This window comes from Micromonospora sp. NPDC050495, assembly GCF_040655175.1.
Taxonomy (GTDB): Bacteria; Actinomycetota; Actinomycetes; order Mycobacteriales; family Micromonosporaceae; genus Micromonospora.
Genome location: NZ_JBFAJK010000003.1, coordinates 274,017 through 295,941, shown reverse-complemented (window position 1 = coordinate 295,941; position 21,925 = coordinate 274,017). Strand labels below are relative to the sequence as shown.

Genomic DNA, 21,925 nt, shown 5'->3' with positions numbered 1-21,925 from the left:
GGGCGGCGAGAGTGATCATTTCGAGGTCCCCTATGGACGGCTGACCGACGCCTCACCGGTACCCGTCGCCGATACCGCTGAACCCGGATCGCCCTGCCCCGGCGGATGCCCGGCCGGACCGGACCGCCCGCGCCTTCCACGGGTGCGGGCAGGTGGTGGTCGCGTGGTTCGATGTCGCGCATGACGTGGCGGTGGACTCGTTCGGTGGCGGTCATCTCGGCGGCCGTCCTGACGGTGGTGGCCGTCGGGGCCTGGCGCTGGTGGCACAACCATCCGCCGTACGGGCCGGAGGCGCTGGCTCTCACGTCGTCGCTCAGCCTCGTGACCTATGCGGAGGCTCAGGCCGCGCTCGGCGAGGAGGCGCACGCCCCGTTCGCCTCCGGACGAGATCAGTTGGTGCTCGGCCGGGTCTCCTGGCAGGCCCCGCCCGAGCCGCTCGACGGCGGCTATTTCGCGGTCTTCCTCATCGACAAGCGCACCGACCGCAAGCCGGAGGTCTTCGGCGTGCCGGCGCCGCAGGAGAGGGCCGTCGGCGTCGGGAGCGCGGGCGTCGAGAACCGGATCGTGGAGCGCTATTCCTGGCTGCACGGCGCGGGTGATGTCCGGGTGGGGGAGAACGAGTGGCGGAGCAACGGCAACAGACTGTACGTGTCTGACGAGAAGGCCTCACCGCTCACGTTCGTCGCGCTCTTTCCGTACGTGGCGGAGCCGGATCCGGAGCTGCCGGTGGTCAGCGCGCCGGTTGCGCTGGCCGACCTGCTGCTGGCCCTGGCCTACCTGGGCCCGGACGGGCAGGTGTACTGGGCGCAGCGGCTCCAAGGGTAGGCAGCGGCCCGCCCCCACGATGCCCAGAGACGCCGCTGACGGTTCACCGGCTGGTGCTCGCGGTCATCCCGGTCGACGACGGACCGTCACACCTGGCGGGCTGGCTCGTCCTTGCGGCAGTCAACCGGGAGGCTTCATGTTCGCCGCATACGTCACGGTCACCATCCTCGGCTCGGTCCTGTCCTCAATGGCATCGCGGCCGTCACCTACCTGATCGGCCACGACTATCCGAAGGCCCGGGCGGACCTGAAGCGCGTACTCCGGTCGTGGGTGCCGGTGCTGGGCACGCTGCTGGCGGCCGGCGCGCTGGGGCTGCTGGCCGGGTTCGCCGCGCCGCTGCTGGGGACGCTCGCCGCCGCCGGCCTCGTGCTGTACTTCGTCGGCGCCCTCCCGGCCCACCTGCGGGTGGGCTCCCGCCAGCTGGCGGGCTGGGCGGTGTTCTTCGCCTCCGCGGTGGCCGCGTTGGTGGTGCATCTCGCCCAGCACCGTTGGTGGTCAGCCGGGCCGGCCGGCGGGGTGGAGGACCGACGACCGGATCGGGGGTACGCGCGGCACGGACCTGCCGCGCGGCGTCACTGCACGGACCAGGTGATGTCGGGCGGGCGGACCCGGGCGCAGACCGGGCCGCCGTCGGCGTCGGTCAGCCGGAGCCGGCCGACCAGCGTCCCCGCCCCGTCGTGCGCGGCGCGCAGCAGTTCCGTCGGTACGTCGCCGAACAGCAGCTTCGCCCGCCGGAACATGTCGAACCGGTCGTCGGTCACGGCACCCCAGCTCAGGTAGAGGAATCGCGCGCCGGGGCGGCCGTGCACCCACGGCCCGCCCACGTCCAGCAGCCCGTCGACCTCGCGGCTGGTGACCTCGAACCGCCAGGTCGCCTCCGGCGCGTCTGCCGGTACCCGCTCGACCACCTCGGCCCTGCGCTGCACGCCCACCTGTACGTTGCCGAGCCGCAGCCGGTCGGCCTCGGCGCCGGCGCGCCGCCCCGGCAGGTCCTCGCCCTCGAGCCGGATCCGCATGCCCCGACTCTAGGCCGGCAGGGGCGCGGCCCGGGAGACCGGCGACACCACCCGGCGACCGCCTCGGCCGCGGGAGACGGGCGGAGCGGGCGGCCGACTCGCGTCGCGGACTGTCAGTTACGAGTCATTCACGGACCCCGGCCTTGCCCGCTACGCCAGGTGAGTTATGGTGGTCGATGGGTCGCCTCGCGGGGCCATGGACCGGCGTCCCGTTGGTCGGACCCAAGGTGATCTCACCGGTTTTGCGGTGTTGGTGAGATTGAGCGGTTGGTGAGGTCGGCCGCGCTGGCCCGCCCGGCAGGCTAGCTGACACGACGAGATGGTGAGGCCTGGGCCGAACGGCGGAACCTGGCGGCTAGTCGTGCCGTGGGCGCCGTCTCGGCTTTCCTGCCCCTGCCCTGTGTGGCAGGATCGTGGCACCTCCAACCCCTATGAGACTTCCTCGACAGGAGCAATCATGTCTGGTCGAAGGTTGGGCCGACTGCTTGGCTCGCTCCTCGCGATCGCGGCCGCGGCGGCGATTGCGTTCAACGCCGGCGCGGTGATCGGCGCCGTCCACGACTATCAGGCCCAGGACATCATCTGGACGCTCGGCCCCAATTCATCCGCCGACGACGGGCTCTGACCGACGCGAGGACAGACCTGACGGGGGCAGGAGTCGGTACACCTCAGCCAGTAGGAGTCCCATGGCCCGGCGTGGACGCGCGTGGCGCAGATCGACCGATCACGCCTGGTTCATCACGGCACCGCTGGCCATGCTCGCGATCGTCTGCGCCACCATCACCGGGCTGATCGCCGACCCGGTCTTCGGCCACTGGCCGCTGGCGGCAGCGCTGCTGGTCGCCATGGTGTGCGTCGGCATGCCCGTGCTCAACTTCGTGATCCGGCGCCAGTCCTTCGGCGTGACGCTGACCGAGATTCCGCTCGTCCTGGCGCTCTTCCTGCTGCCGCCGCTGACCGTGGTGGTGATCTACACCATCGCGTCGATGCTCACCCAGACCCGGCACCGCTTCGCGCCGGCCAAGTTCTGGTTCAACGTGGCCAAGGCGGCGGCCGGCACCTCGCTCGCGGTGCTCGTGCTCCAGGGCCTGCCGCCGATGCGCGGGGTGGGCCCGGGCACCTGGCTGATCCTGTTCACCGGGGTGGCTTCGGTGATCGTGGTGAGCCTCGCCGCCGTCGTCGGTGTCCACACTCTCCTGCAGAGCTGGCACGCCGGGCGGGACGCGCTCCGCTCGGCTCCGCCCGCCCTGCTCACCGCCGCGATCAACGCCTCGATCGGCCTGATGATCCTGATCGCGGTCCGCACCACGTGGTGGTCGCTGGTGCTGGTCGGCGCGCTGGCGGCGGCGCTCGTCCTCGTCTACCGGTCCTACGCCCAGTTCTTCCGCCAGCACCGCACCCTGTCCCAGATGTACGACCTGACCCGGGCGATCGGGGAGCGTGGCCAGGACGGCACGCTGGTGGACGCGCTGCTGGGCCGGGTGCGCGGGCTGATGCAGGCCGAGTACGCCACCCTCTGGTTGCCGGCGCAGGGCCGGCACCCCGAGGTGCTGCTCACCGCTCGGGTCGACGACCCGGGTCTGCTGGACGTGGTCCACACGCCGGCCGCGCTGCGGGAGTCCGCCGCGAAGGAAGGCCGCACGGTGGCCGTCGGCCGGGTGTTCGGCGTCGAGCCCGGCCAGCGCCGGGCGGCCAACGAGGCGAAGGTCAAGGACGCCATCGTGGTGCCGCTGCGCTCCGGGCAGGCGGTGATCGGCACCCTGGAGGTGGCCAACCGGCTCAGCGACGTCGGCCACTTCGCGCCCAGCGACATCCCCGTCTTCGAGACGGTCGCCGCGCACGCCGCCGTCGCCCTGGAGAATTCCCGGCTGGTCGACCGGCTGCGGCACGACGCCAACCACGACGCGCTCACCAAGCTGCCCAACCGGCGGCGGGTCACCGCGGCGGTGGTGGAGGCGGTCAAGATCGCGGCACCGGGCGAGGTGGTGGCCCTGCTGCTCTTCGACGTGGACCGGCTGCGCCAGGTCAACGAGTCGCTGGGCCACGCGGCCGGGGACAAGGTCCTGGTCGAGGTGGCCGAGCGGCTGCGCGCCTGCGTGCCCTCCTCGGCGCTGGTCGGCCGCGCCGGCGGCGACGAGTTCCTGGTGACGCTCCGGCTGGAGAGCGCCGACGCGGCGCTGGAACTGGCCGGGCAACTGCGGGAGCAGATCCGCGACGAGATGGTCTTCGACGCGCTCACGCTGGACGTGGACACCGCCGTGGGGGTGGCCGTGCACCCGGACCACGGCAGCGACGCGGTGACCCTGCTCCAGCGGGTCGACCTGGCGGCGACCGCGGCCAAGTCGGTCCCCGGCAGCGTCCAGCTCTACAACCCCGCGCTGGAGTCGCGCTCGCTGCGCCGGCTCGGCCTCGCCGCCGATCTGCGCCGCGCCCTGGACGACGGCGAGCTGGAGGTCTACTTCCAGCCGAAGGTGACGCTGCGGGACCGGCGGCTGGTCGGGGTCGAGTGCCTGGCCCGCTGGGAGCACCCCGCGCACGGCACGGTGGCCCCGGAGGACTTCGTCGCGGTGGCCGAGCACACCGGCCAGCTCGGGCGGCTCACCGAGTTCGTGCTCCGGGAGAGCCTGCGGCGCAGCCGGGACTGGTCGCACGGCGAGCAGCCGCTGGCCGTCGCGGTGAACCTCGCCGCGCGTACCCTCACCGACCAGCACTTCCCGGCCCTGGTGCAGGACCTGCTCGACGAGTACGGCGTACCGGCGCAGCGGCTCACCCTGGAGATCACCGAGGCCGGCGTGCTGGACGGCACCGAACGCCCGATACCGACCCTGTTGCGCCTGCGCGACCTCGGGGTCCGGCTCTCGGTGGACGACTTCGGCACCGGCCGCTCCTCGCTGGCCCAGCTGCGCCGGCTGCCGGTGGACGAGGTCAAGGTCGACCGCTCCTTCGTGCAGGGGATGGCGACCGATCCCGGCGACCTGGCGATCGTGAACGCCGTGGTGACCCTCTCCCAGCAGTTCGGCCTCACCGTGGTGGCCGAGGGCGTGGAGAGCGAGTTGACCCTGGAGCTGCTCCAGGACATCGGCTGCGAGATCGGCCAGGGCTTCCTGTTCAGCCGGCCACTGCCGTACGAGCGGTTGGAGGCCTGGTTCGGCGCCCAGGTCGACCCCGAGACGATCTCCGCCGGCGAGCTGCCGCGCCTGCGTGTCGTGCCCTGAGCTGGGCGGATAGGGTCAGGGGGGATCCGATTTCACCTCGGCGGCGGGGTCGTGTACTGTTTCCTCTGCGCGACACCCCACGGGTGATCGGGCAGGCCCCCTTAGCTCAGTCGGCAGAGCGTCTCCATGGTAAGGAGAAGGTCTACGGTTCGATTCCGTAAGGGGGCTCAGAGGGTCCGGCTGGACCCGCCACGGCGGTGTAGCTCAGATGGCAGAGCAAGCGGCTCATAATCGCTGTGTCGCCGGTTCAAGTCCGGCCACCGCTACTCTCGTCCTCCGGGCTGACGCCCGGTGGCCGGTGGGATGGGCGCCACAGGCGCCCACTTTGCATGTCTGCGTCATCAGCGCGTAGGCTGATGCGCCGTAGTTGTTACCCGTTAGCGAGGAAGGCACTCCGCCGTGGCGAAGGCGACCGATGTCCGGCCGAAGATCACTCTGGCGTGTGTGGAGTGCAAGGAGCGCAACTACATCACGCGCAAGAACCGTCGTAACGACCCGGACCGCATCGAGCTGAAGAAGTTCTGCCCCCGGGACGGCAAGCACACCGTGCACCGCGAGACCCGCTGATCCGCGGCCGGCTCGGCCGGCCCGGTCCCCCAGCATCCCGAACGCCGATCCGCACGGAAGGCGGCCCCCGCGCCGGCCGACCGTACGGATCGGCGTTCGTGCTTTCCGTGTAGGTTCGCGGCATGTCCCTGGACCCGTCCTTCGTCGGCCGGAGCTATCCGCCGACCGCCCCCTACCAGGTGGGCCGAGAAAAGATCCGCGAGTTCGCCACCGCCATCGGGGCCACCGACGCGGCCTACCACGACCCGGCGGCGGCCCGGGCGCTCGGGCACCCCGACGTGGTGGCCCCGCCCACCTTCCCGATGGTCCTCAGCATGGCCGCCAACCGGCAGATCATCGAGGATCCGGCGCTGGGCGTCGACTACAGCCGGGTGGTGCACGGCGACCAGCGCTTCGCGTACACCCGGCCGGTGGTGGCGGGGGACGAGCTGGTCTGCGTGAGCACCATCGAGGAGATCATCAACCGGGGCGGGCACGGCTTCCTGACCACCCGCACCGACGTGAGCACGACCGCCGGCGACCCGGTGGTCGCCGTCTGGTTCAAGATCGTCGTACGCGGGGAGGCCTGAGCCATGGAACTGCCCACCCAGACCTTCCGGGTGACCCGGGCCGACCTGGTCCGCTACGCCGGCGCCTCGGGGGACTTCAACCCGATCCACTGGAGCGACCGCACCGCCACCAAGGTGGGCCTGCCCGGCGTGATCGCGCACGGCATGTTCACCATGGCGCTGGTCGGCCGGGCGGTCACCGCCTGGGCCGGCTCGCCGGACGCGGTGGTCGACTTCGGGGTCCGGTTCACCCGCCCGGTGGTCGTCCCGGACACCGACGAGGGCACCGAGATCGAGGTCAACGCGGTGGTCAAGGAGGTCACCGAGGACGGCCTGACCAGGCTTGACGTGACCGCGACCTGCCTCGGCGAGAAGGTGCTGTCGCAGGCTCGGGCGACCGTCCGGTTAGCGCGCTGACCGGCCCGTCGATCTGCATGGGGCAGACCGGTTGGGAAAGTCGCACGACTACCCGTACACTGGTCCGCCGTGGGGCAAGTGACCCCTGCTCGGCACTGTGTGCTCGGGTGGGGCGAACGTCGCCGCACAGGGGTGTAGCTCAATTGGCAGAGCAGCGGTCTCCAAAACCGCAGGCTGCAGGTTCAAGTCCTGTCACCCCTGCGCCTCAGGCCTGACCGTTCCCGTGGGTCGCGCCGCCCAGATGGCGGCGTCCGGCCCGTGGTGGTGGCACCGGCGGGGTGGTTCCCGAGGCATTCGGGGCCCTCCCGGTCGGTCCGCCGGCCGCGGCCCGTCGCGGGACGGTTGGTCCGGCCGGCGTGACCACACGCCGCGCACGCCCATCGGCGTGCGACCCAATATCCCGCACGGAGGGCGAAGTGGCCGAGAGCAAGCGGCGCGGCGAGGACGCCGGCGACGAGCGTCTGGACGACGACGCGACCGTCGACGGCGTGGCCGACGACGGCGTGGCCGACGACGACGCCACCGAAGCGGAGGAGCCGGTTTCCCGGGGTGGCACCGCCACCCGCAAGCGGGCTCGCGCGGAGTCGACCGAGGGTCGGAAGACCCGGAAGGACACCGAGCGGATCGGGCTCTTCGCCCGCATCGCGCGTTTCTTCCGCGAGGTCGTGGCTGAGCTGCGTAAGGTCATCTGGCCGACCCGCAAGGAGCTGTTGACCTACACGGCAGTGGTGGTCACCTTCGTCGCGGTGATGCTGGCGATCGTGGCCGGCCTGGACTTCGGCTTCGCAAAGGCGGTGCTGTTCGTCTTCGGCAACAACAGCTGACGGGCCAACAGCGATAGTGACGGAAGTGAGCGAGCGTGCCTGAGTACGACGAGACCGCCGAGACCCCGGACGAGCAGTCCACGGTGGCGACGGCGGCCAATGACGAGTCGGTCGAGGCCGCCAGCGAGCCGGAATTCCCGACCACCGAGCCCGCCCCCGACGAGGACTTCGACCCGGTCGCCGAGCTGCGCCAGAAGCTGCGCTACGCCCCCGGCGACTGGTACGTGGTGCACTCCTACGCCGGCTACGAGAACAAGGTCAAGACCAACCTCGAGACCCGGATCACCTCCCTCGACATGGAGGAGTTCATCTACCAGGTCGAGGTGCCGACCCGGGAAGAGGTCGAGGTCAAGAACGGCAAGCGGTCGCAGGTCCAGGCGAAGGTCTTCCCGGGCTACATCCTGGTCCGGATGGAGCTGACCGCCGAGTCCTACTCCTGCGTCCGGAACACCCCGGGCGTGACCGGCTTCGTCGGGGCGACCGACCGGGCCGACCGCCCGGCGCCGCTCAGCCTCGACGAGGTGCTCAAGTGGCTGGCCCCGGCGGTGGAGACCGAGCAGAAGAAGGCCAAGCCCGAGGTCAAGGTCCTCGACTTCGAGGTCGGCGACTCGGTCACCGTCACCGACGGTGCCTTCGCCTCGCTGCCGGCGACGATCAGCGAGATCAACGCCGACCAGCAGAAGCTCAAGGTGCTGGTGTCGATCTTCGGCCGGGAGACCCCGGTCGAGCTGAACTTCAACCAGGTCGCCAAGATCTGACGTGACGGCCGCACCGGCGGTGGGCTCCGGCCCGCCGCCGGTGCGCTGTTTCGCCGCCCCGACGGACCTCGGCCGAGAGGGCGGCGGAAGGCTGCGCTACCCTAGAACGTCGGCTGTCCGCACGCGCTGACCGTGCGTGCCCGCGGACCGCCGAAAATCCCGGTTCCAAGCCCCAGGAAGAGACATGCCTCCGAAGAAGAAGCTCGTCAAGACTTTCACGCTTCAGCTGAAGGCGGGCCAGGCGACCCCGGCGCCGCCGGTCGGCCCGGCGCTCGGCCAGCACGGCGTGAACATCATGGAGTTCTGCAAGTCCTACAACGCGCAGACCGAGTCGCAGCGGGGCGACATCGTCCCCGCCGAGATCAGCGTCTACGAGGACCGGACCTTCACCTTCGTCCTGAAGACCCCGCCCGCCGCCCGGCTGCTGCTCAAGGCCGCCGGTGTGGAGAAGGGCTCCGGCGTCCCGCAGAAGGACAAGGTCGGCTCCGTGTCCATGACCCAGGTGCGTGAGATCGCCGAGCAGAAGATGGTCGACCTCAACGCCAACGACATCGACCAGGCTGCGAAGATCATCGCCGGGACCGCCCGGTCGATGGGCATCATCGTCAACGACTGACGTCGGTCAGCACTTCCCTGATCAGTACGTGGGAGGGCGCGCGGTGACCGCGGCCCGCCAGAGACCACAGGAGTAACCAGAAATGCAGCGCAGCAAGAGCTACCGCAAGGCCGCCGAGGTCATCGACCGGTCGAAGCTCTACTCTCCCGCCGAGGCCGTCAAGCTCGCCAAGGAGAACACCAACGTCAAGTTCGACGCCACGGTCGAGGTCGCGATGCGCCTCGGCGTCGACCCCCGCAAGGCGGACCAGATGGTCCGCGGCACGGTCAACCTGCCGCACGGCACCGGTAAGACCGCCCGCGTGATCGTCTTCGCCGCCGGCGCGAAGGCCGAGGAGGCCGCCGCCGCCGGTGCGGACGAGGTGGGCACCGACGAGCTGGTCGCCCGTATCCAGGGCGGTTGGCTGGACTTCGACGCGGCGATCGCCACCCCGGACCAGATGGCCAAGATCGGCCGGATCGCGCGGATCCTGGGCCCGCGCGGCCTGATGCCGAACCCGAAGACCGGCACGGTGACCATGGACGTCACCAAGGCCGTCTCGGACATCAAGGGCGGCAAGATCACCTTCCGGGTGGACAAGCACTCGAACCTTCACCTGATCATCGGCAAGGCCTCGTTCTCCGAGTCGCAGCTGGTCGACAACTACGCGGCGGTGCTGGACGAGGTGCTCCGCTCGAAGCCGTCCGCGGCCAAGGGCACGTACCTCAAGAAGGTCACCCTCACCACCACCATGGGCCCGGGCGTCCCGGTCGACCCGAAGGTCGTGAAGAACCTGCAGGACGGTCAGGCCGAGGCCTGAGCACCACTGCCCTGACGGGGCCCCGCCACCACGCCGGTGGCGGGGCCCCGTCCGTCTGTCCGGTGTGGCAGGCTCGGCGCATGCGGCTGGAGGACGTCTGGCTGCGGTACCACCGGCGCGGTCCGTGGGTGCTGCGGGAGATCGACGTGCGGATCGAACCGGGTGAGGTGGCGGTCGTGCTCGGCCGCAACGGAGTCGGCAAGTCCACCCTGCTGCAACTCGCCGCGGGCGTGCTCCGACCCAGCCGGGGCCGGGTCGTCGACCGACCCCCGGTGGTCGGCTGGGTGCCCGAGCGGTTCCCCGCCGACCAGCCGTTCACCGCCGGGGCGTACCTCGCCGCGATGGGCCGGGTCGCCGGCCTGCCCGGCCCGGAGGCCGACCGGGCGGTCCGGCGCTGGGTCGACCGGCTCGGGCTGGGCCGGTTCCACGACGTCCGGCTGCCGCAGCTGTCCAAGGGCACCGCACAGAAGGTGGGCCTGGCCCAGGCCCTGCTGCGCCCACCCGGCCTGCTCGTCCTCGACGAACCCTGGGAGGGGCTGGACGCGGCCGCCCGCGACCTGGTGCCGGAGGTGATCGAGGAGGTGCTCGCCGGCGGCGGTGCGGTGCTGGTCAGCGACCACCGCGGCGAGACCGTGCGGCTGCCGGGAGCCCGGCAGTGGTCGGTCGCCGGCGGCACCGTGACCGAGCAGCCGCTGACCGGGGGCCCGGCCCTCGCGGTGGTCGAGCTGGCGGTCCCGGCCGCCGCCGTCGCCGCCGCCGTCGCCCGGTTGCGCGCCGACGGCCACCACGTCCTGCGGGTACGCGACCACCCCGTCCCGCCCCCGGCCACCCGACCCGGGTCGCCCTCGCCGGCCGACCCGCCCCCGCCCACCGCGGAGCACCCGGACGGCTCGGTGGCCGGCAGCGCTGGTCCGGCGCCGGAGGTGACCCGGTGATCGCGCTGGTCCGGCTGCGGCTGGCCGGCTTCCTGCGTACCGGCCGGGCGCTGGCTCCCGCGCTGGCCGGCCTGCTGGCCCTCGGCGTCCTCTACGGCGGCGGCCGGGCCCAGCCGGCGGAGGCGTACGGCGTCTCGGCGGTGGTGCTCTTCCCGGTGCTGGCCTGGCAGACCAAGATCCTGCTGGACGTGGAGCCGGACGTGCAGCGCCGGCTGGCCCAGGTGGTGCTGGGGCCGACCCGGGAGCGGGCCGCCGGCCTGCTCGCGGCGGCCGTGGCCGCGCTGGGCACGGTGGCGGTCGCGCTGGTCCTGCCGTGGCTGGTCGGCGGGGTGGCCGGGCCGGCCGCGCCGGGGGACCGGTCGGTGCTGGCCGGGGTGCTCCTCGGCCTCTGGGCGCACCTGCTGGCCCTGCCCGGGGCGGTGGCGCTGGGCGCCCTGGCCAGCCGGGCGGTCACCCGCACCGCCGGGTACGGCGTCGCCGTGCTCGCCCTGGGCGCCGTCGGCGTGCTGGTTCTGGGCCTGTCCGGCTCGGTGGTGCCCTGGCTGGTGCCGCCGCTGCTGCCGGCCGCCCGGGCGCTGGCCGGCCACCTGGAGCCGGCCACCGGACTGCTGCTCAGCGGCTGGGCCGTGGCCTGGTCCGCCGTGACGCTCACCGGCTACGCCTGGGCCAGACGCTCCCGCGCCTGACCCCGTACCCGCCCCGGTCTCGGTGCTGATCGACTCCGGTTGCGGCAGGTTGGGGCTTCCGGGCGGCGGGTAGGCCCGGTTTGCCGCAGCCCGAGTCGGTCACGGCCGGCCGGGGTGACCGGGCGCACGCGGGGGCCGATTTGGCGCTCGACCGGCGGTCGCGTAACCTTGTGCCGTAGTTCCACCCAAAGACCGCTGGTCACCGTGCCTCGGCACGGTCGAAGGTCCCGCGATGACGGGCGACCCGCGCAGGGCGGCAAGCGAAAATCGGTGTGGTCCACGGTCCGCCGACCGTGATCCTGATGCCGGCCCTCGCCCCGTGCGCCCTGCGCCGGGGCTTTTCTCGTTGTCGTGATGCCTCCGCCGCCGTCGCGAGCCTTCGCTCGTCGCCGGCGTACCAGCTCCGAGCAACGAGAGAGGAGGGACATGGCGGACAAGCCGATCCGGGCCGACAAGGCCACGGCCGTCGCCGAGCTGACCGAGAGCTTCCGCAACGCGGGAGCCACCGTGCTGACCGAGTACCGCGGGCTCACGGTTTCGCAGCTCACTCAGCTGCGGCGCTCGCTCGGCAAGGAGACCAGCTACACGGTCGCGAAGAACACGCTGGCCAAGCGTGCTGCGACCGATGCGGGCATCTCCGGCCTCGACGAGCTGTTCACCGGTCCTACCGCGCTGACTTTCGTTTCGGGCGACGTCGTCGAGGCGGCGAAGGGGCTTCGCGACTTCGCGAAGGCCAACCCGAAGCTCGTCATCAAGGGCGGTGTCTTCGAGGGCAAGGCCATTTCCGCGGCCGAGGTCACGAAGCTCGCCGACCTGGAGTCCCGTGAGGTGCTGCTGGCCAAGCTGGCCGGCGCCATGAAGGGCAACCTGAGCAAGGCCGCGGCCCTGTTCCAGGCTCCGCTCTCCAAGGCCGCCCGTGCGGCGGCCGCCCTGGCGGACAAGCGCGAGAAGGAGGGCGCCGAGGCGGCCTGAGGCTCCGCGGCGCACCCACGTTCTTAGTTAATCATTCAGGAAAGGACGCCAGACATGGCGAAGCTCAGCACCGAAGAGCTGCTCGACGCGTTCAAGGAGATGACGCTGATCGAGCTCTCGGAGTTCGTGAAGCAGTTCGAGGACACCTTCGAGGTCACCGCCGCCGCTCCGGTCGCCGTCGCCGGCGCCGCCGTCCCGGGTGCCCCGGCCGCCGAGGCCGAGCCGGAGAAGGACGAGTTCGACGTCATCCTCGACGCCGACGGTGGCAAGAAGATCCAGGTCATCAAGGTCGTGCGCGAGCTGACCGGCCTGGGCCTCAAGGAGGCCAAGGACCTGGTCGAGGCCGCTCCGAAGGCCGTCCTGGAGAAGGCCAACAAGGAGACCGCCGAGAAGGCCAAGGCCAAGCTCGAGGGCGAGGGTGCCAAGGTCACCCTCAAGTGACCTTGCACCACCCCTGACGCGCGTCCGGCTCACGTGAGCCGGGGCACAACAGCGTCGCGGCGGGCGGCGATCCGGAAGCGGATCGCCGCCCGCCGTGTTGGTGGTACCGGTGGCAGCGGCGTGAGCAGGGCGGACGCGCCGGTCGCCGGGGGCGGGCCGGGTGGGGTGCCGGTAGCCCGACGGTGGGAAAGACACCCCGAGCGGTAACCGGCCCTTGACGCGGCACCGGCCCGACAGGCACGCTGACACCAGCAAGACCTTCCGCGCTTGCAACGGCCACCACTTGGGTAAGAGGAGCGGCAGCACCACCGCCGTGACACCTGAGCGGCCCGGCAGGAGCGTCGCGTTCCGAGCGGCCCGGTTGACCTGTTTTCCGCAGGTCCCGAGGCAAGTTCCGCGACGACCTGCGGGGTGGGCTGGACAGCGGTTAGCCTCTCGGCTACACTGCTAGTTTGCGCTGCCTTCCGTCTTGACCCCTGCTCAGAAATGTCCGATTCCGGCTATTTCTGGTGGGGTCATTGGAGTGCACGCGTACCAGCCGTTCTGCAGCACCGGTCCTCGGAAGGACGCATCTTGGCAGCTTCCCGCCCTGCGAAGACCAGTCGTACGTCGAGCGCATTCGCGCCCCGCCGAGTTTCTTTCGGTCGGATCACCGAACACCTCGAGGTCCCCAACCTCCTCGCCATTCAGAACGAGTCCTTCGACTGGCTCGTCGGCAACGAGGCTTGGCAGGGCCGGTCGGCGGACGACCCGCACGCACGCTCGGGTCTCGCGGAAATCCTCGACGAGATCAGTCCCATTGAGGACTTTTCTGGCACCATGTCGCTTTCCTTCTCGGCGCCGCGCTTCGACGAGGTCAAGGCCTCGATCGAGGAGTGCAAGGAGAAGGACCTGACCTACTGCGCCCCGCTGTTCGTGACCGCGGAGTTCACCAACAACACCACTGGCGAGATCAAGAGCCAGACGGTGTTCATGGGTGACTTCCCGATGATGACGCCGAAGGGCACCTTCATCATCAACGGCACCGAGCGCGTCGTGGTCAGCCAGCTCGTCCGCTCGCCGGGCGTCTACTTCGACAAGCAGCCGGACAAGACCTCCGACCGCGACCTCTCCAGCGTCAAGGTCATCCCGAGTCGGGGTGCCTGGCTGGAGTTCGACATCGACAAGCGCGACACGGTCGGCGTCCGCATCGACCGCAAGCGCCGGCAGGCCGTTACCGTCCTGCTCAAGGCCATCGGGTGGTCCGCGGAGCGGATCCGCGAGAAGTTCGGCTGGTCCGAGCTCATGATGACCACCCTGGAGAAGGACCACATCGCCGGGCAGGACGAGGCGCTGCTGGACATCTACCGCAAGCTCCGTCCGGGCGAGCCGCCGACCCGCGAGAACGCCCAGACCCTGCTCGACAACCTCTTCTTCAACCCGAAGAGGTACGACGTCGCCAAGGTCGGTCGGTACAAGTTCAACAAGAAGCTCGAGCTGGACGTGCCGATCACCACCGGCACGCTGACCGAGGACGACATCGTCGCCACCGTGGAATACCTCTGCCGGCTGCACGCCGGTGAGGAGGGCTACGAGGCCGACGACATCGACCACTTCGGCAACCGGCGCCTGCGGACCGTGGGCGAGCTGATCCAGAACCAGGTCCGGGTCGGCCTGTCCCGGATGGAGCGGGTCGTCCGCGAGCGGATGACCACCCAGGACGTCGAGGCGATCACGCCGCAGACCCTGATCAACATCCGCCCGGTGGTGGCGGCGATCAAGGAGTTCTTCGGCACGTCGCAGCTGTCCCAGTTCATGGACCAGACCAACCCGCTGGCGGGCCTGACCCACCGGCGCCGGCTGAGCGCGCTCGGCCCGGGTGGTCTGTCCCGGGAGCGGGCCGGCTTCGAGGTCCGGGACGTGCACCCGTCCCACTACGGGCGGATGTGCCCGATCGAGACGCCGGAAGGCCCGAACATCGGTCTGATCGGCGCGCTCTCCACCTTCGCCCGGGTCAACCCGTTCGGCTTCATCGAGACGCCGTACCGGAAGGTCATCGACGGTCGGGTCACCGACCAGATCGACTACCTGACCGCGGACGAGGAGGACCGGTTCGTCAAGGCGCAGGCCAATGCCCCGCTGAAGTCCGACGGCACGTTCGCCGAGGACCGCGTGCTCGTCCGCCGTAAGGGCGGCGAGACCGAGGACGTCGCGCCCGGCGCCGTGGACTACATGGACGTCTCGCCGCGCCAGATGACCTCGGTCGCGACCGCGATGATTCCGTTCCTCGAGCACGACGACGCCAACCGCGCGCTGATGGGCGCGAACATGCAGCGCCAGGCGGTGCCGCTGGTCAAGGCCGAGTCGCCGCTGGTCGGCACGGGCATGGAGTACCGCGCGGCCGTGGACGCCGGCGACGTGGTCGTCGCCGAGGTCGGCGGTGTGGTCGAGGACCTGTGCGCGGACTACATCACCGTCCACCAGGACGACGGCCACCGCCGGACGTACCTGCTGCACAAGTTCCGCCGCTCCAACGCCGGCTCCTGCGTCAACCAGAAGCCGGTCGTCTTCGAGGGCGACCGCGTCGAGGCCGGCCAGGTCATCGCCGACGGTCCGTGCACCGACGAGGGCGAGATGGCGCTCGGGCGCAACCTGCTCGTGGCGTTCATGTGCTGGGAGGGCCACAACTACGAGGACGCGATCATCCTGTCGCAGCGCCTCGTGCAGCAGGACGTGCTCACCTCGATCCACATCGAGGAGCACGAGGTCGACGCGCGGGACACCAAGCTCGGCCCGGAGGAGATCACCCGGGACATCCCGAACGTCAGCGAGGAGATGCTCGCCGACCTCGACGAGCGCGGCATCATCCGGATCGGCGCCGAGGTCGTCCCCGGCGACATCCTGGTCGGCAAGGTCACGCCCAAGGGCGAGACCGAGCTGACCCCGGAGGAGCGGCTGCTCCGCGCGATCTTCGGCGAGAAGGCGCGCGAGGTCCGGGACACCTCGCTGAAGGTGCCGCACGGCGAGACCGGCACGGTCATCGGTGTGCGTACCTTCTCCCGCGAGGACGGCGACGAGCTGCCCCCGGGCGTGAACGAGCTGGTCCGGGTCTACGTGGCGCAGAAGCGCAAGATCCAGGACGGTGACAAGCTCGCGGGCCGGCACGGCAACAAGGGCGTCATCTCCAAGATCCTGCCGATCGAGGACATGCCGTTCCTGGAGGACGGCACCCCGGTCGACATCGTGCTGAACCCGCTCGGTGTGCCGTCCCGGATGAACATCGGTCAGGTCCTGGAGACCCACCTCGGGTGGGTGGCCAAGACCGGCTGGAGCGTGGACGGCGACGACGCCGAGTGGAAGCGCCAGCTCCGCTCGATCAACGCGCACGAGTCCGAGCCGGACACCAACGTGGCCACCCCGGTCTTCGACGGTGCCCGCGAGGAGGAGATCTCCGGTCTGCTCGAGTCGACCCTGCCCAACCGGGACGGCAAGCAGCTGATCGGGCGTACCGGCAAGGCGCAGCTGTTCGACGGTCGCTCCGGCGAGCCGCTGCCGGATCCGATCGCGGTCGGCTACGTCTACATCCTCAAGCTCAACCACCTGGTCGACGACAAGATCCACGCCCGGTCGACCGGCCCGTACTCGATGATCACGCAGCAGCCGCTGGGTGGTAAGGCGCAGTTCGGTGGCCAGCGCTTCGGCGAGATGGAGTGCTGGGCCATGCAGGCGTACGGCGCCGCCTACGCCCTGCAGGAGCTGCTGACCATCAAGTCCGATGACGTCCTCGGCCGGGTGAAGGTCTACGAGGCGATCGTCAAGGGCGAGAACATCCCCGAGCCGGGCATCCCGGAGTCGTTCAAGGTGCTGCTCAAGGAGCTGCAGTCGCTGTGCCTCAACGTCGAGGTGCTCTCCAGCGACGGCGTGGCCCTGGAGATGCGCGAGACCGACGACGAGGTGTTCCGGGCGGCGGAGGAGCTGGGCATCGACCTGTCCCGGCGCGAGCCGAGCTCGGTCGAAGAGGTCTGAGGTTGGTGGTTCGGGGGCCGGTTCGCCGGCCCCCGACCCCGCCCGTTAGCTAGGCAGTACAGACGACGACATAGGGGACATAGTGCTCGACGTCAACTTCTTCGACGAGCTGCGCATCGGCCTCGCCACCGCTGACGACATCCGTCAGTGGTCCCACGGCGAGGTCAAGAAGCCCGAGACCATCAACTACCGCACCCTCAAGCCGGAGAAGGACGGGCTCTTCTGCGAGAAGATCTTCGGTCCGCAGCGGGACTGGGAGTGCTACTGCGGTAAGTACAAGCGGGTCCGCTTCAAGGGCATCATCTGCGAGCGCTGCGGCGTCGAGGTGACCCGCTCCAAGGTTCGCCGGGAGCGGATGGGTCACATCGAGCTGGCCGCTCCGGTGACCCACATCTGGTACTTCAAGGGCGTGCCGAGCCGGCTGGGCTACCTGCTGGACCTCGCCCCCAAGGACCTCGAGAAGATCATCTACTTCGCCTCGTACGTCGTGACGAGCGTGGACGCCGAGGCGCGTCACCGCGACCTCTCGACCATCGAGAACGAGATCCTGGCCGAGAAGCGGCAGGCCGAGAACAGCCGCGACTCGGAGATCGAGAAGCGGGCCGCCAAGCTCGAGGCCGACCTGGCCGAGCTGGAGGCCGAGGGCGCGAAGGCGGACGTCCGGCGCAAGGTCAAGGAGGGCGGAGAGCGCGAGATGCGCCAGATCCGCGACCGGGCCCAGCGCGAGATCGACCGGCTCGACGAGGTCCTCGACACCTTCCGCAAGCTCGAGCCGAAGCAGTTGGTCACCGACGAGCTGCTCTACCGCGAGCTGCGCGACCGCTTCGGCGAGTACTTCACCGGCAGCATGGGCGCCGAGGCGATCAAGGCGCTGGTCCAGAACATGGACCTCGACGCCGAGGCCGAGAGCCTGCGCGAGACCATCCGTTCCGGCAAGGGCCAGCGGAAGATCCGGGCGCTCAAGCGACTGAAGGTCGTGGCGGCGTTCCAGAACACCCGCAACTCGCCGCTCGGCATGGTGCTGGACTGCGTCCCGGTCATCCCGCCGGACCTGCGCCCGATGGTGCAGCTCGACGGTGGCCGCTTCGCGACCTCCGACCTGAACGACCTGTACCGCCGTGTGATCAACCGGAACAACCGGCTCAAGCGGCTGATCGACCTCGGCGCGCCCGAGATCATCGTCAACAACGAGAAGCGGATGCTCCAGGAGGCCGTCGACGCGCTGTTCGACAACGGTCGTCGCGGTCGTCCGGTCACCGGTCCGGGTAACCGGCCGCTGAAGTCGCTCTCCGACATGCTCAAGGGCAAGCAGGGCCGGTTCCGCCAGAACCTGCTGGGCAAGCGCGTCGACTACTCGGGCCGTTCGGTCATCGTGGTCGGCCCGAAGCTCAAGCTGCACCAGTGCGGCCTGCCCAAGCAGATGGCGCTGGAGCTGTTCAAGCCGTTCGTGATGAAGCGGCTGGTCGACCTCAACCACGCGCAGAACATCAAGTCCGCCAAGCGGATGGTCGAGCGGCAGCGGCCGGTCGTGTGGGACGTGCTGGAAGAGGTCATCGGCGAGCACCCGGTCCTGCTGAACCGGGCGCCGACCCTGCACCGACTGGGTATCCAGGCGTTCGAGCCGCAGCTGGTCGAGGGCAAGGCCATCCAGATCCACCCGCTGGTCTGCACCGCGTTCAACGCCGACTTCGACGGTGACCAGATGGCGGTCCACGTGCCGCTGTCCGCCGAGGCCCAGGCCGAGGCGCGGATCCTGATGCTGTCGTCGAACAACATCCTCAAGCCGGCCGACGGCAAGCCGGTCACCATGCCCACCCAGGACATGGTCATCGGCCTGTACCACCTCACCCACCTCACTCCGGGGGGCAAGGGCGAGGGCCGGGCGTTCAGCTCGGACGCCGAGGCGCGGATGGCGTACGACAACGGCGAGCTGCACCTGCAGACCCCGGTCAAGATCCGGCTGCGGGACGTCGTCGGGGTCGACAACGGCGCCGGCGCCGAGCCGTGGGTCGCGCCGGAGGGCTGGACCGAGGGCGACACGGTCACGGTGGAGACCACCCTGGGCCGGGTCCTGTTCAACGAGACGCTGCCCCCGGGCTACCGCTTCGTGAACTACGAGATCCGCAAGGGTCAGCTCTCCGCGATCGTCAACGACCTCGCCGAGCGCTTCCCGAAGGTGGCCCTCGCGGCCACCCTGGACGGGCTCAAGGAGGCCGGCTTCCACTGGGCCACCTGGTCCGGCGTCACCATCGGCATGGAGGACGTCATCGCGCCGCCGCGCAAGGCGGAGATCCTGGCCCGGTACGAGGCGGAGGCCGACCGGATCGACAAGCAGTACCAGCGTGGTCTGATGACCGCCGAGGAGCGTCGCGGCGAACTCATCGAGATCTGGACCAAGGCGACCAACGAGGTCGCCAAGGAGATGGACACCGCGCTGCCGCAGGAGAACCCGCTGTGGAAGATGATCAACTCGGGTGCCCGCGGTAACCTGCTCCAGCTCCGGCAGATCGCGGCGATCCGTGGTCTGGTGGCCAACCCCAAGGGCGAGATCATCCCGCGCCCGATCAAGGCGTCGTACCGCGAGGGTCTCTCCGTGCTGGAGTACTTCATCTCCACGCACGGCGCCCGCAAGGGTCTCGCCGACACCGCGCTGCGGACCGCCGACTCGGGTTACCTGACCCGGCGTCTGGTGGACGTGTCGCAGGACGTCATCATCCGCGAGGAGGACTGCGGCACCGACCGCGCCATCCCGATGCAGATCGGCGAGCGGATCGACGGCAAGCTGGTCGTGCACACGCACGCCGAGACCAGCGTGCACGCCCGGACCCTGGCCGACGACATCAAGGGGCCGGACGGCACCGTGGTCGCCGAGCGGGGTCAGGACATCAACTCGATCGGCGTCGACAAGATCGTCGCCGCCGGGGTGGAGACCGTCCGGGTGCGCAGCGTGCTCACCTGCGAGTCGAAGCTGGGCGTCTGCGCGGCCTGCTACGGCCGTTCGCTGCCGACCGGCAAGTCGGTCGACATCGGTGAGGCCGTCGGCATCATCGCCGCCCAGTCCATCGGTGAGCCGGGTACGCAGCTGACGATGCGTACCTTCCACACCGGTGGTGTCGCGGGTGAGGACATCACCCAGGGTCTGCCCCGGGTCCAGGAGATCTTCGAGGCCCGGGTCCCGAAGGGTAAGGCGCCCATCGCCGACACCCCGGGCCGGATCCGGATCGAGGACGGCGAGCGGTCCCGGAAGATCGTGGTGATCCCGGACGACGGCAGCGACGAGATCGTGTACGACAAGATCTCGAAGCGGGTGAAGCTGCGGGCCCACGACGGCGACCACGTCGAGGTCGGCGAGAAGCTCACCGAGGGCACCATCGACCCGCACGAGCTGCTGCGCATCCTCGGCCCGCGCGCGGTCCAGGTCCACCTGACCCAGGAGGTCCAGGAGGTCTACCGCTCGCAGGGTGTGCTCATCCACGACAAGCACATCGAGATCATCATCCGCCAGATGCTCAAGCGGGTTACGGTCATCGACTCCGGCTCGACCGAGTTCCTGCCGGGTGTGCTGGTCGACCGGGCGCTGTTCGAGTCGGAGAACCGCCGGCTCGTCTCCGAGGGCGGCGAGCCCGCCGCGGGTCGCCCGGTGCTGATGGGTATCACCAAGGCCTCGCTGGCCACGGACTCCTGGCTGTCGGCGGCCTCCTTCCAGGAGACCACCCGGGTGCTGACGGACGCGGCGATCCACGCCCGCAGCGACTCGCTGATCGGCCTCAAGGAGAACGTGATCATCGGTAAGCTCATCCCGGCCGGTACGGGCATCAGCAAGTACCGCAACGTCCGGGTCGAGCCGACCGAGGAGGCGAAGGCCAAGGTCTACTCGATGACCGGCTACCCGGAGACCGACTACGGCTTCGGACCGGCCAGCGGCCAGGCGGTGCCGCTGGACGACTTCGACTTCGGGTCGTACCGCTAAGCAGTAGGAAACGACGAGGCCCCCGGCGTCTGCCGGGGGCCTCGTCGCGTATCCGGGTGCCCCATATGAAGAGAAGTCTCTCGAGCGCCGCGGTGCCGGCGCCGGTCCGTGCGTCGGCGGGACCGGGCGCGGCCACGCCGGTGCATGATGGTGGGCATGACGACCGCGCCCGGGCAGGTGCCCGTCGCCCAGCAGGGGCCGCGCCATCCGCTCGACCCTGAGCCGGTCCGGTCGACGAAGGCCCGCGCGGTCTTCGCCCTCGGGCTGATCGGAGCGCTGACCGGGTTCTTCATCGGTGGCGTGGTGCCGTCGACCATCGCGCTCATCCTGGCCCGGCAGGCCCGTCGGGAGGCGTACGCCTCGGGCGGTTTCCTCACCGGCGGGGACCGGCTGCGCCGGGGGGAGCGGCTGGCGTGGACCGGCCTGGTGCTGGCCGCCGCCGCGGTGGTGGCGGCGCTGGTGATCGGGGTGCTCCGGCTCGCCGGCACCCCCTTCGGTCACGACTACGCCCCGAACGTCGACTGATCGCGCGGGGGAGCGTCCCGCGCCCGGCCCCGCCCGCGGCACGCGCGACGGTAGCCTGGCCCGTGTCCGCCCCCGTGGCGGGTGAGTCACATCGACAGGAGGACCCCGTGACCGAACCGGCCCCACCGCCGGGAGGCGACCCGACCCGGTCCGGCGCCGGACCGGACGCCGCGCCGCCGCCGGGCGCCGACCCGGCCGGCTCGGCGGCCGCCGGCACGTCTCCGGCCGCCAGCCCGTGGGCGCCGCCGGGGGCCGGGTCCGAGCAGGGGCCGGACACCCGCATGGCCACCCCGACGGGGTACGACCCGTCGCCGGTCACCCCGCAGCCCGGGTCGGCCGGGCCCTGGCCGCCCGCCGGGCCGTACCCGCCGGTCCCGTCGTCGAATGCCGGGCCGTACCCGCCGGTCCCGTCGTCGAATGCCGGGCCGTACCCGCCGAACCCGCCGGCCCCGCCACCGAGCGCCGTGCCGTCGCCGCCCGGGGTCCCGCCGCATCACCTCGGCCCCGGCCCGGCCGCCGGACCCGGGCCGCACCCCGGCTTGACGCCGCCCGGCTGGACGGCGCCCGGGGGGTACCCGGGAAGTCCGGCAGGCCCCGGGGGGCACCCGTATCCGGCGGCGCCCGGCGCGCATCCCGGCGGGCAGTCGCCGTCCGGGGCGTACCAGGGAAGTCCGCCGGCGTCCGGCGGTGGGTGGGCGGACCGGGGGAGCGCGCCGGTCGGCGGTGGCTGGGGTGGCCCGCCACCCATGGGACCCCGGCCGGCCGCGGTGCCGCCGCCCCCGCGGGAGGCTTCCCGCCCGCCGAAG

At 70.8% G+C, this 21,925-nt stretch carries 18 protein-coding genes, 3 tRNA genes and 1 pseudogene; 21 read left to right on the top strand and 1 reads right to left on the bottom strand.

What is annotated here, in order from left to right; all coding sequences use genetic code 11:
• Window positions 1-180 precede the first annotated feature (180 nt).
• Window positions 181-825: a hypothetical protein gene (locus tag AB0I11_RS06600; RefSeq protein ID WP_357314363.1), complete on the top strand. Its 645-nt coding sequence runs from the start codon at window positions 181-183 to the stop codon at window positions 823-825.
• Between the two features lie 136 nt (window positions 826-961).
• Window positions 962-1,311, top strand: a pseudogene (locus AB0I11_RS06595) (DoxX family protein); the annotation flags it as partial.
• Between the two features lie 86 nt (window positions 1,312-1,397).
• On the opposite strand, the gene AB0I11_RS06590 reads toward AB0I11_RS06595, so the two are convergent.
• Complete coding sequence (locus AB0I11_RS06590) at window positions 1,398-1,841, bottom strand: DUF5990 family protein (protein WP_357314360.1); 444 nt, start codon at window positions 1,839-1,841, stop codon at window positions 1,398-1,400.
• Between the two features lie 457 nt (window positions 1,842-2,298).
• Here AB0I11_RS06590 and AB0I11_RS06585 point away from each other — a divergent pair, with 457 nt between their 5' ends.
• The 19 genes from AB0I11_RS06585 (at window position 2,299) to AB0I11_RS06495 (ending at window position 21,119) form a co-directional block, all read left to right on the top strand.
• On the top strand, window positions 2,299-2,466 hold the full coding sequence (locus AB0I11_RS06585; RefSeq protein ID WP_357314358.1) for a hypothetical protein: 168 nt from the start codon (window positions 2,299-2,301) through the stop codon (window positions 2,464-2,466).
• A 61-nt stretch (window positions 2,467-2,527) separates the two neighbouring features.
• Complete coding sequence (locus tag AB0I11_RS06580) at window positions 2,528-5,056, top strand: EAL domain-containing protein (protein ID WP_357314356.1); 2,529 nt, start codon at window positions 2,528-2,530, stop codon at window positions 5,054-5,056.
• 95 nt (window positions 5,057-5,151) lie between these two features.
• Window positions 5,152-5,224: transfer RNA gene (locus tag AB0I11_RS06575), tRNA-Thr, on the top strand.
• Between the two features lie 25 nt (window positions 5,225-5,249).
• Window positions 5,250-5,322 (top strand) — tRNA-Met (locus AB0I11_RS06570).
• 133 nt (window positions 5,323-5,455) lie between these two features.
• Window positions 5,456-5,623: a 50S ribosomal protein L33 gene (gene rpmG, locus AB0I11_RS06565; protein ID WP_013288652.1), complete on the top strand. Its 168-nt coding sequence runs from the start codon at window positions 5,456-5,458 to the stop codon at window positions 5,621-5,623.
• 122 nt (window positions 5,624-5,745) lie between these two features.
• Window positions 5,746-6,192 (top strand): MaoC family dehydratase N-terminal domain-containing protein, encoded by a 447-nt coding sequence (locus AB0I11_RS06560; RefSeq protein WP_357314352.1) that lies wholly within the window; start codon window positions 5,746-5,748, stop codon window positions 6,190-6,192.
• Window positions 6,193-6,195: 3 nt separating this feature from the next.
• On the top strand, window positions 6,196-6,588 hold the full coding sequence (locus AB0I11_RS06555) for a MaoC family dehydratase (protein ID WP_357314349.1): 393 nt from the start codon (window positions 6,196-6,198) through the stop codon (window positions 6,586-6,588).
• A gap of 128 nt (window positions 6,589-6,716) precedes the next feature.
• A tRNA-Trp gene (locus AB0I11_RS06550) sits at window positions 6,717-6,789 on the top strand.
• A gap of 215 nt (window positions 6,790-7,004) precedes the next feature.
• Window positions 7,005-7,412, top strand: coding sequence for a preprotein translocase subunit SecE (gene secE / locus AB0I11_RS06545; protein ID WP_357314345.1), 408 nt, complete (start codon window positions 7,005-7,007; stop codon window positions 7,410-7,412).
• 35 nt (window positions 7,413-7,447) lie between these two features.
• Complete coding sequence (nusG, locus tag AB0I11_RS06540) at window positions 7,448-8,170, top strand: transcription termination/antitermination protein NusG (protein WP_357314343.1); 723 nt, start codon at window positions 7,448-7,450, stop codon at window positions 8,168-8,170.
• A 184-nt stretch (window positions 8,171-8,354) separates the two neighbouring features.
• Window positions 8,355-8,786 (top strand): 50S ribosomal protein L11, encoded by a 432-nt coding sequence (gene rplK / locus AB0I11_RS06535; RefSeq protein WP_357314341.1) that lies wholly within the window; start codon window positions 8,355-8,357, stop codon window positions 8,784-8,786.
• Between the two features lie 82 nt (window positions 8,787-8,868).
• A complete protein-coding gene (gene rplA, locus AB0I11_RS06530) occupies window positions 8,869-9,585 on the top strand; it encodes a 50S ribosomal protein L1 (protein WP_357314339.1) in 717 nt (238 codons plus the stop codon).
• 80 nt (window positions 9,586-9,665) lie between these two features.
• Complete coding sequence (locus AB0I11_RS06525) at window positions 9,666-10,520, top strand: ABC transporter ATP-binding protein (protein WP_357314336.1); 855 nt, start codon at window positions 9,666-9,668, stop codon at window positions 10,518-10,520.
• A complete protein-coding gene (locus AB0I11_RS06520; protein ID WP_357314335.1) occupies window positions 10,517-11,206 on the top strand; it encodes a hypothetical protein in 690 nt (229 codons plus the stop codon). Before AB0I11_RS06525 ends, AB0I11_RS06520 begins: the two co-directional genes overlap by 4 nt.
• A gap of 426 nt (window positions 11,207-11,632) precedes the next feature.
• Window positions 11,633-12,178, top strand: coding sequence for a 50S ribosomal protein L10 (gene rplJ, locus AB0I11_RS06515; protein ID WP_357314333.1), 546 nt, complete (start codon window positions 11,633-11,635; stop codon window positions 12,176-12,178).
• A gap of 54 nt (window positions 12,179-12,232) precedes the next feature.
• Window positions 12,233-12,619, top strand: a complete 387-nt coding sequence (gene rplL / locus AB0I11_RS06510) for a 50S ribosomal protein L7/L12 (RefSeq protein ID WP_357314331.1) — start codon at window positions 12,233-12,235, stop codon at window positions 12,617-12,619.
• A gap of 573 nt (window positions 12,620-13,192) precedes the next feature.
• Window positions 13,193-16,624 (top strand): DNA-directed RNA polymerase subunit beta, encoded by a 3,432-nt coding sequence (locus tag AB0I11_RS06505; RefSeq protein ID WP_357314329.1) that lies wholly within the window; start codon window positions 13,193-13,195, stop codon window positions 16,622-16,624.
• Between the two features lie 82 nt (window positions 16,625-16,706).
• Window positions 16,707-20,594 carry a DNA-directed RNA polymerase subunit beta' gene (locus AB0I11_RS06500; protein ID WP_357314326.1) on the top strand — a complete coding sequence of 1,296 codons (3,888 nt, stop codon included), beginning with the start codon at window positions 16,707-16,709 and terminating at the stop codon, window positions 20,592-20,594.
• 156 nt (window positions 20,595-20,750) lie between these two features.
• Window positions 20,751-21,119 carry a hypothetical protein gene (locus AB0I11_RS06495; protein ID WP_357314324.1) on the top strand — a complete coding sequence of 123 codons (369 nt, stop codon included), beginning with the start codon at window positions 20,751-20,753 and terminating at the stop codon, window positions 21,117-21,119.
• Window positions 21,120-21,925 lie beyond the last annotated feature (806 nt).

Coding starts and splice junctions, on each gene's coding strand:
- AB0I11_RS06525 (WP_357314336.1), top strand. CDS start 9,666: ATGCGGCTGGAGGACGTCTGGCTGCGGTACCACCGGCGCGGTCCGTGG.
- rplL (WP_357314331.1), top strand. CDS start 12,233: ATGGCGAAGCTCAGCACCGAAGAGCTGCTCGACGCGTTCAAGGAGATG.
- AB0I11_RS06560 (WP_357314352.1), top strand. CDS start 5,746: ATGTCCCTGGACCCGTCCTTCGTCGGCCGGAGCTATCCGCCGACCGCC.
- AB0I11_RS06555 (WP_357314349.1), top strand. CDS start 6,196: ATGGAACTGCCCACCCAGACCTTCCGGGTGACCCGGGCCGACCTGGTC.
- rplK (WP_357314341.1), top strand. CDS start 8,355: ATGCCTCCGAAGAAGAAGCTCGTCAAGACTTTCACGCTTCAGCTGAAG.
- AB0I11_RS06580 (WP_357314356.1), top strand. CDS start 2,528: ATGGCCCGGCGTGGACGCGCGTGGCGCAGATCGACCGATCACGCCTGG.
- AB0I11_RS06600 (WP_357314363.1), top strand. CDS start 181: ATGACGTGGCGGTGGACTCGTTCGGTGGCGGTCATCTCGGCGGCCGTC.
- AB0I11_RS06495 (WP_357314324.1), top strand. CDS start 20,751: ATGACGACCGCGCCCGGGCAGGTGCCCGTCGCCCAGCAGGGGCCGCGC.
- AB0I11_RS06590 (WP_357314360.1), bottom strand. CDS start 1,841: ATGCGGATCCGGCTCGAGGGCGAGGACCTGCCGGGGCGGCGCGCCGGC.
- rplJ (WP_357314333.1), top strand. CDS start 11,633: ATGGCGGACAAGCCGATCCGGGCCGACAAGGCCACGGCCGTCGCCGAG.
- rplA (WP_357314339.1), top strand. CDS start 8,869: ATGCAGCGCAGCAAGAGCTACCGCAAGGCCGCCGAGGTCATCGACCGG.
- AB0I11_RS06585 (WP_357314358.1), top strand. CDS start 2,299: ATGTCTGGTCGAAGGTTGGGCCGACTGCTTGGCTCGCTCCTCGCGATC.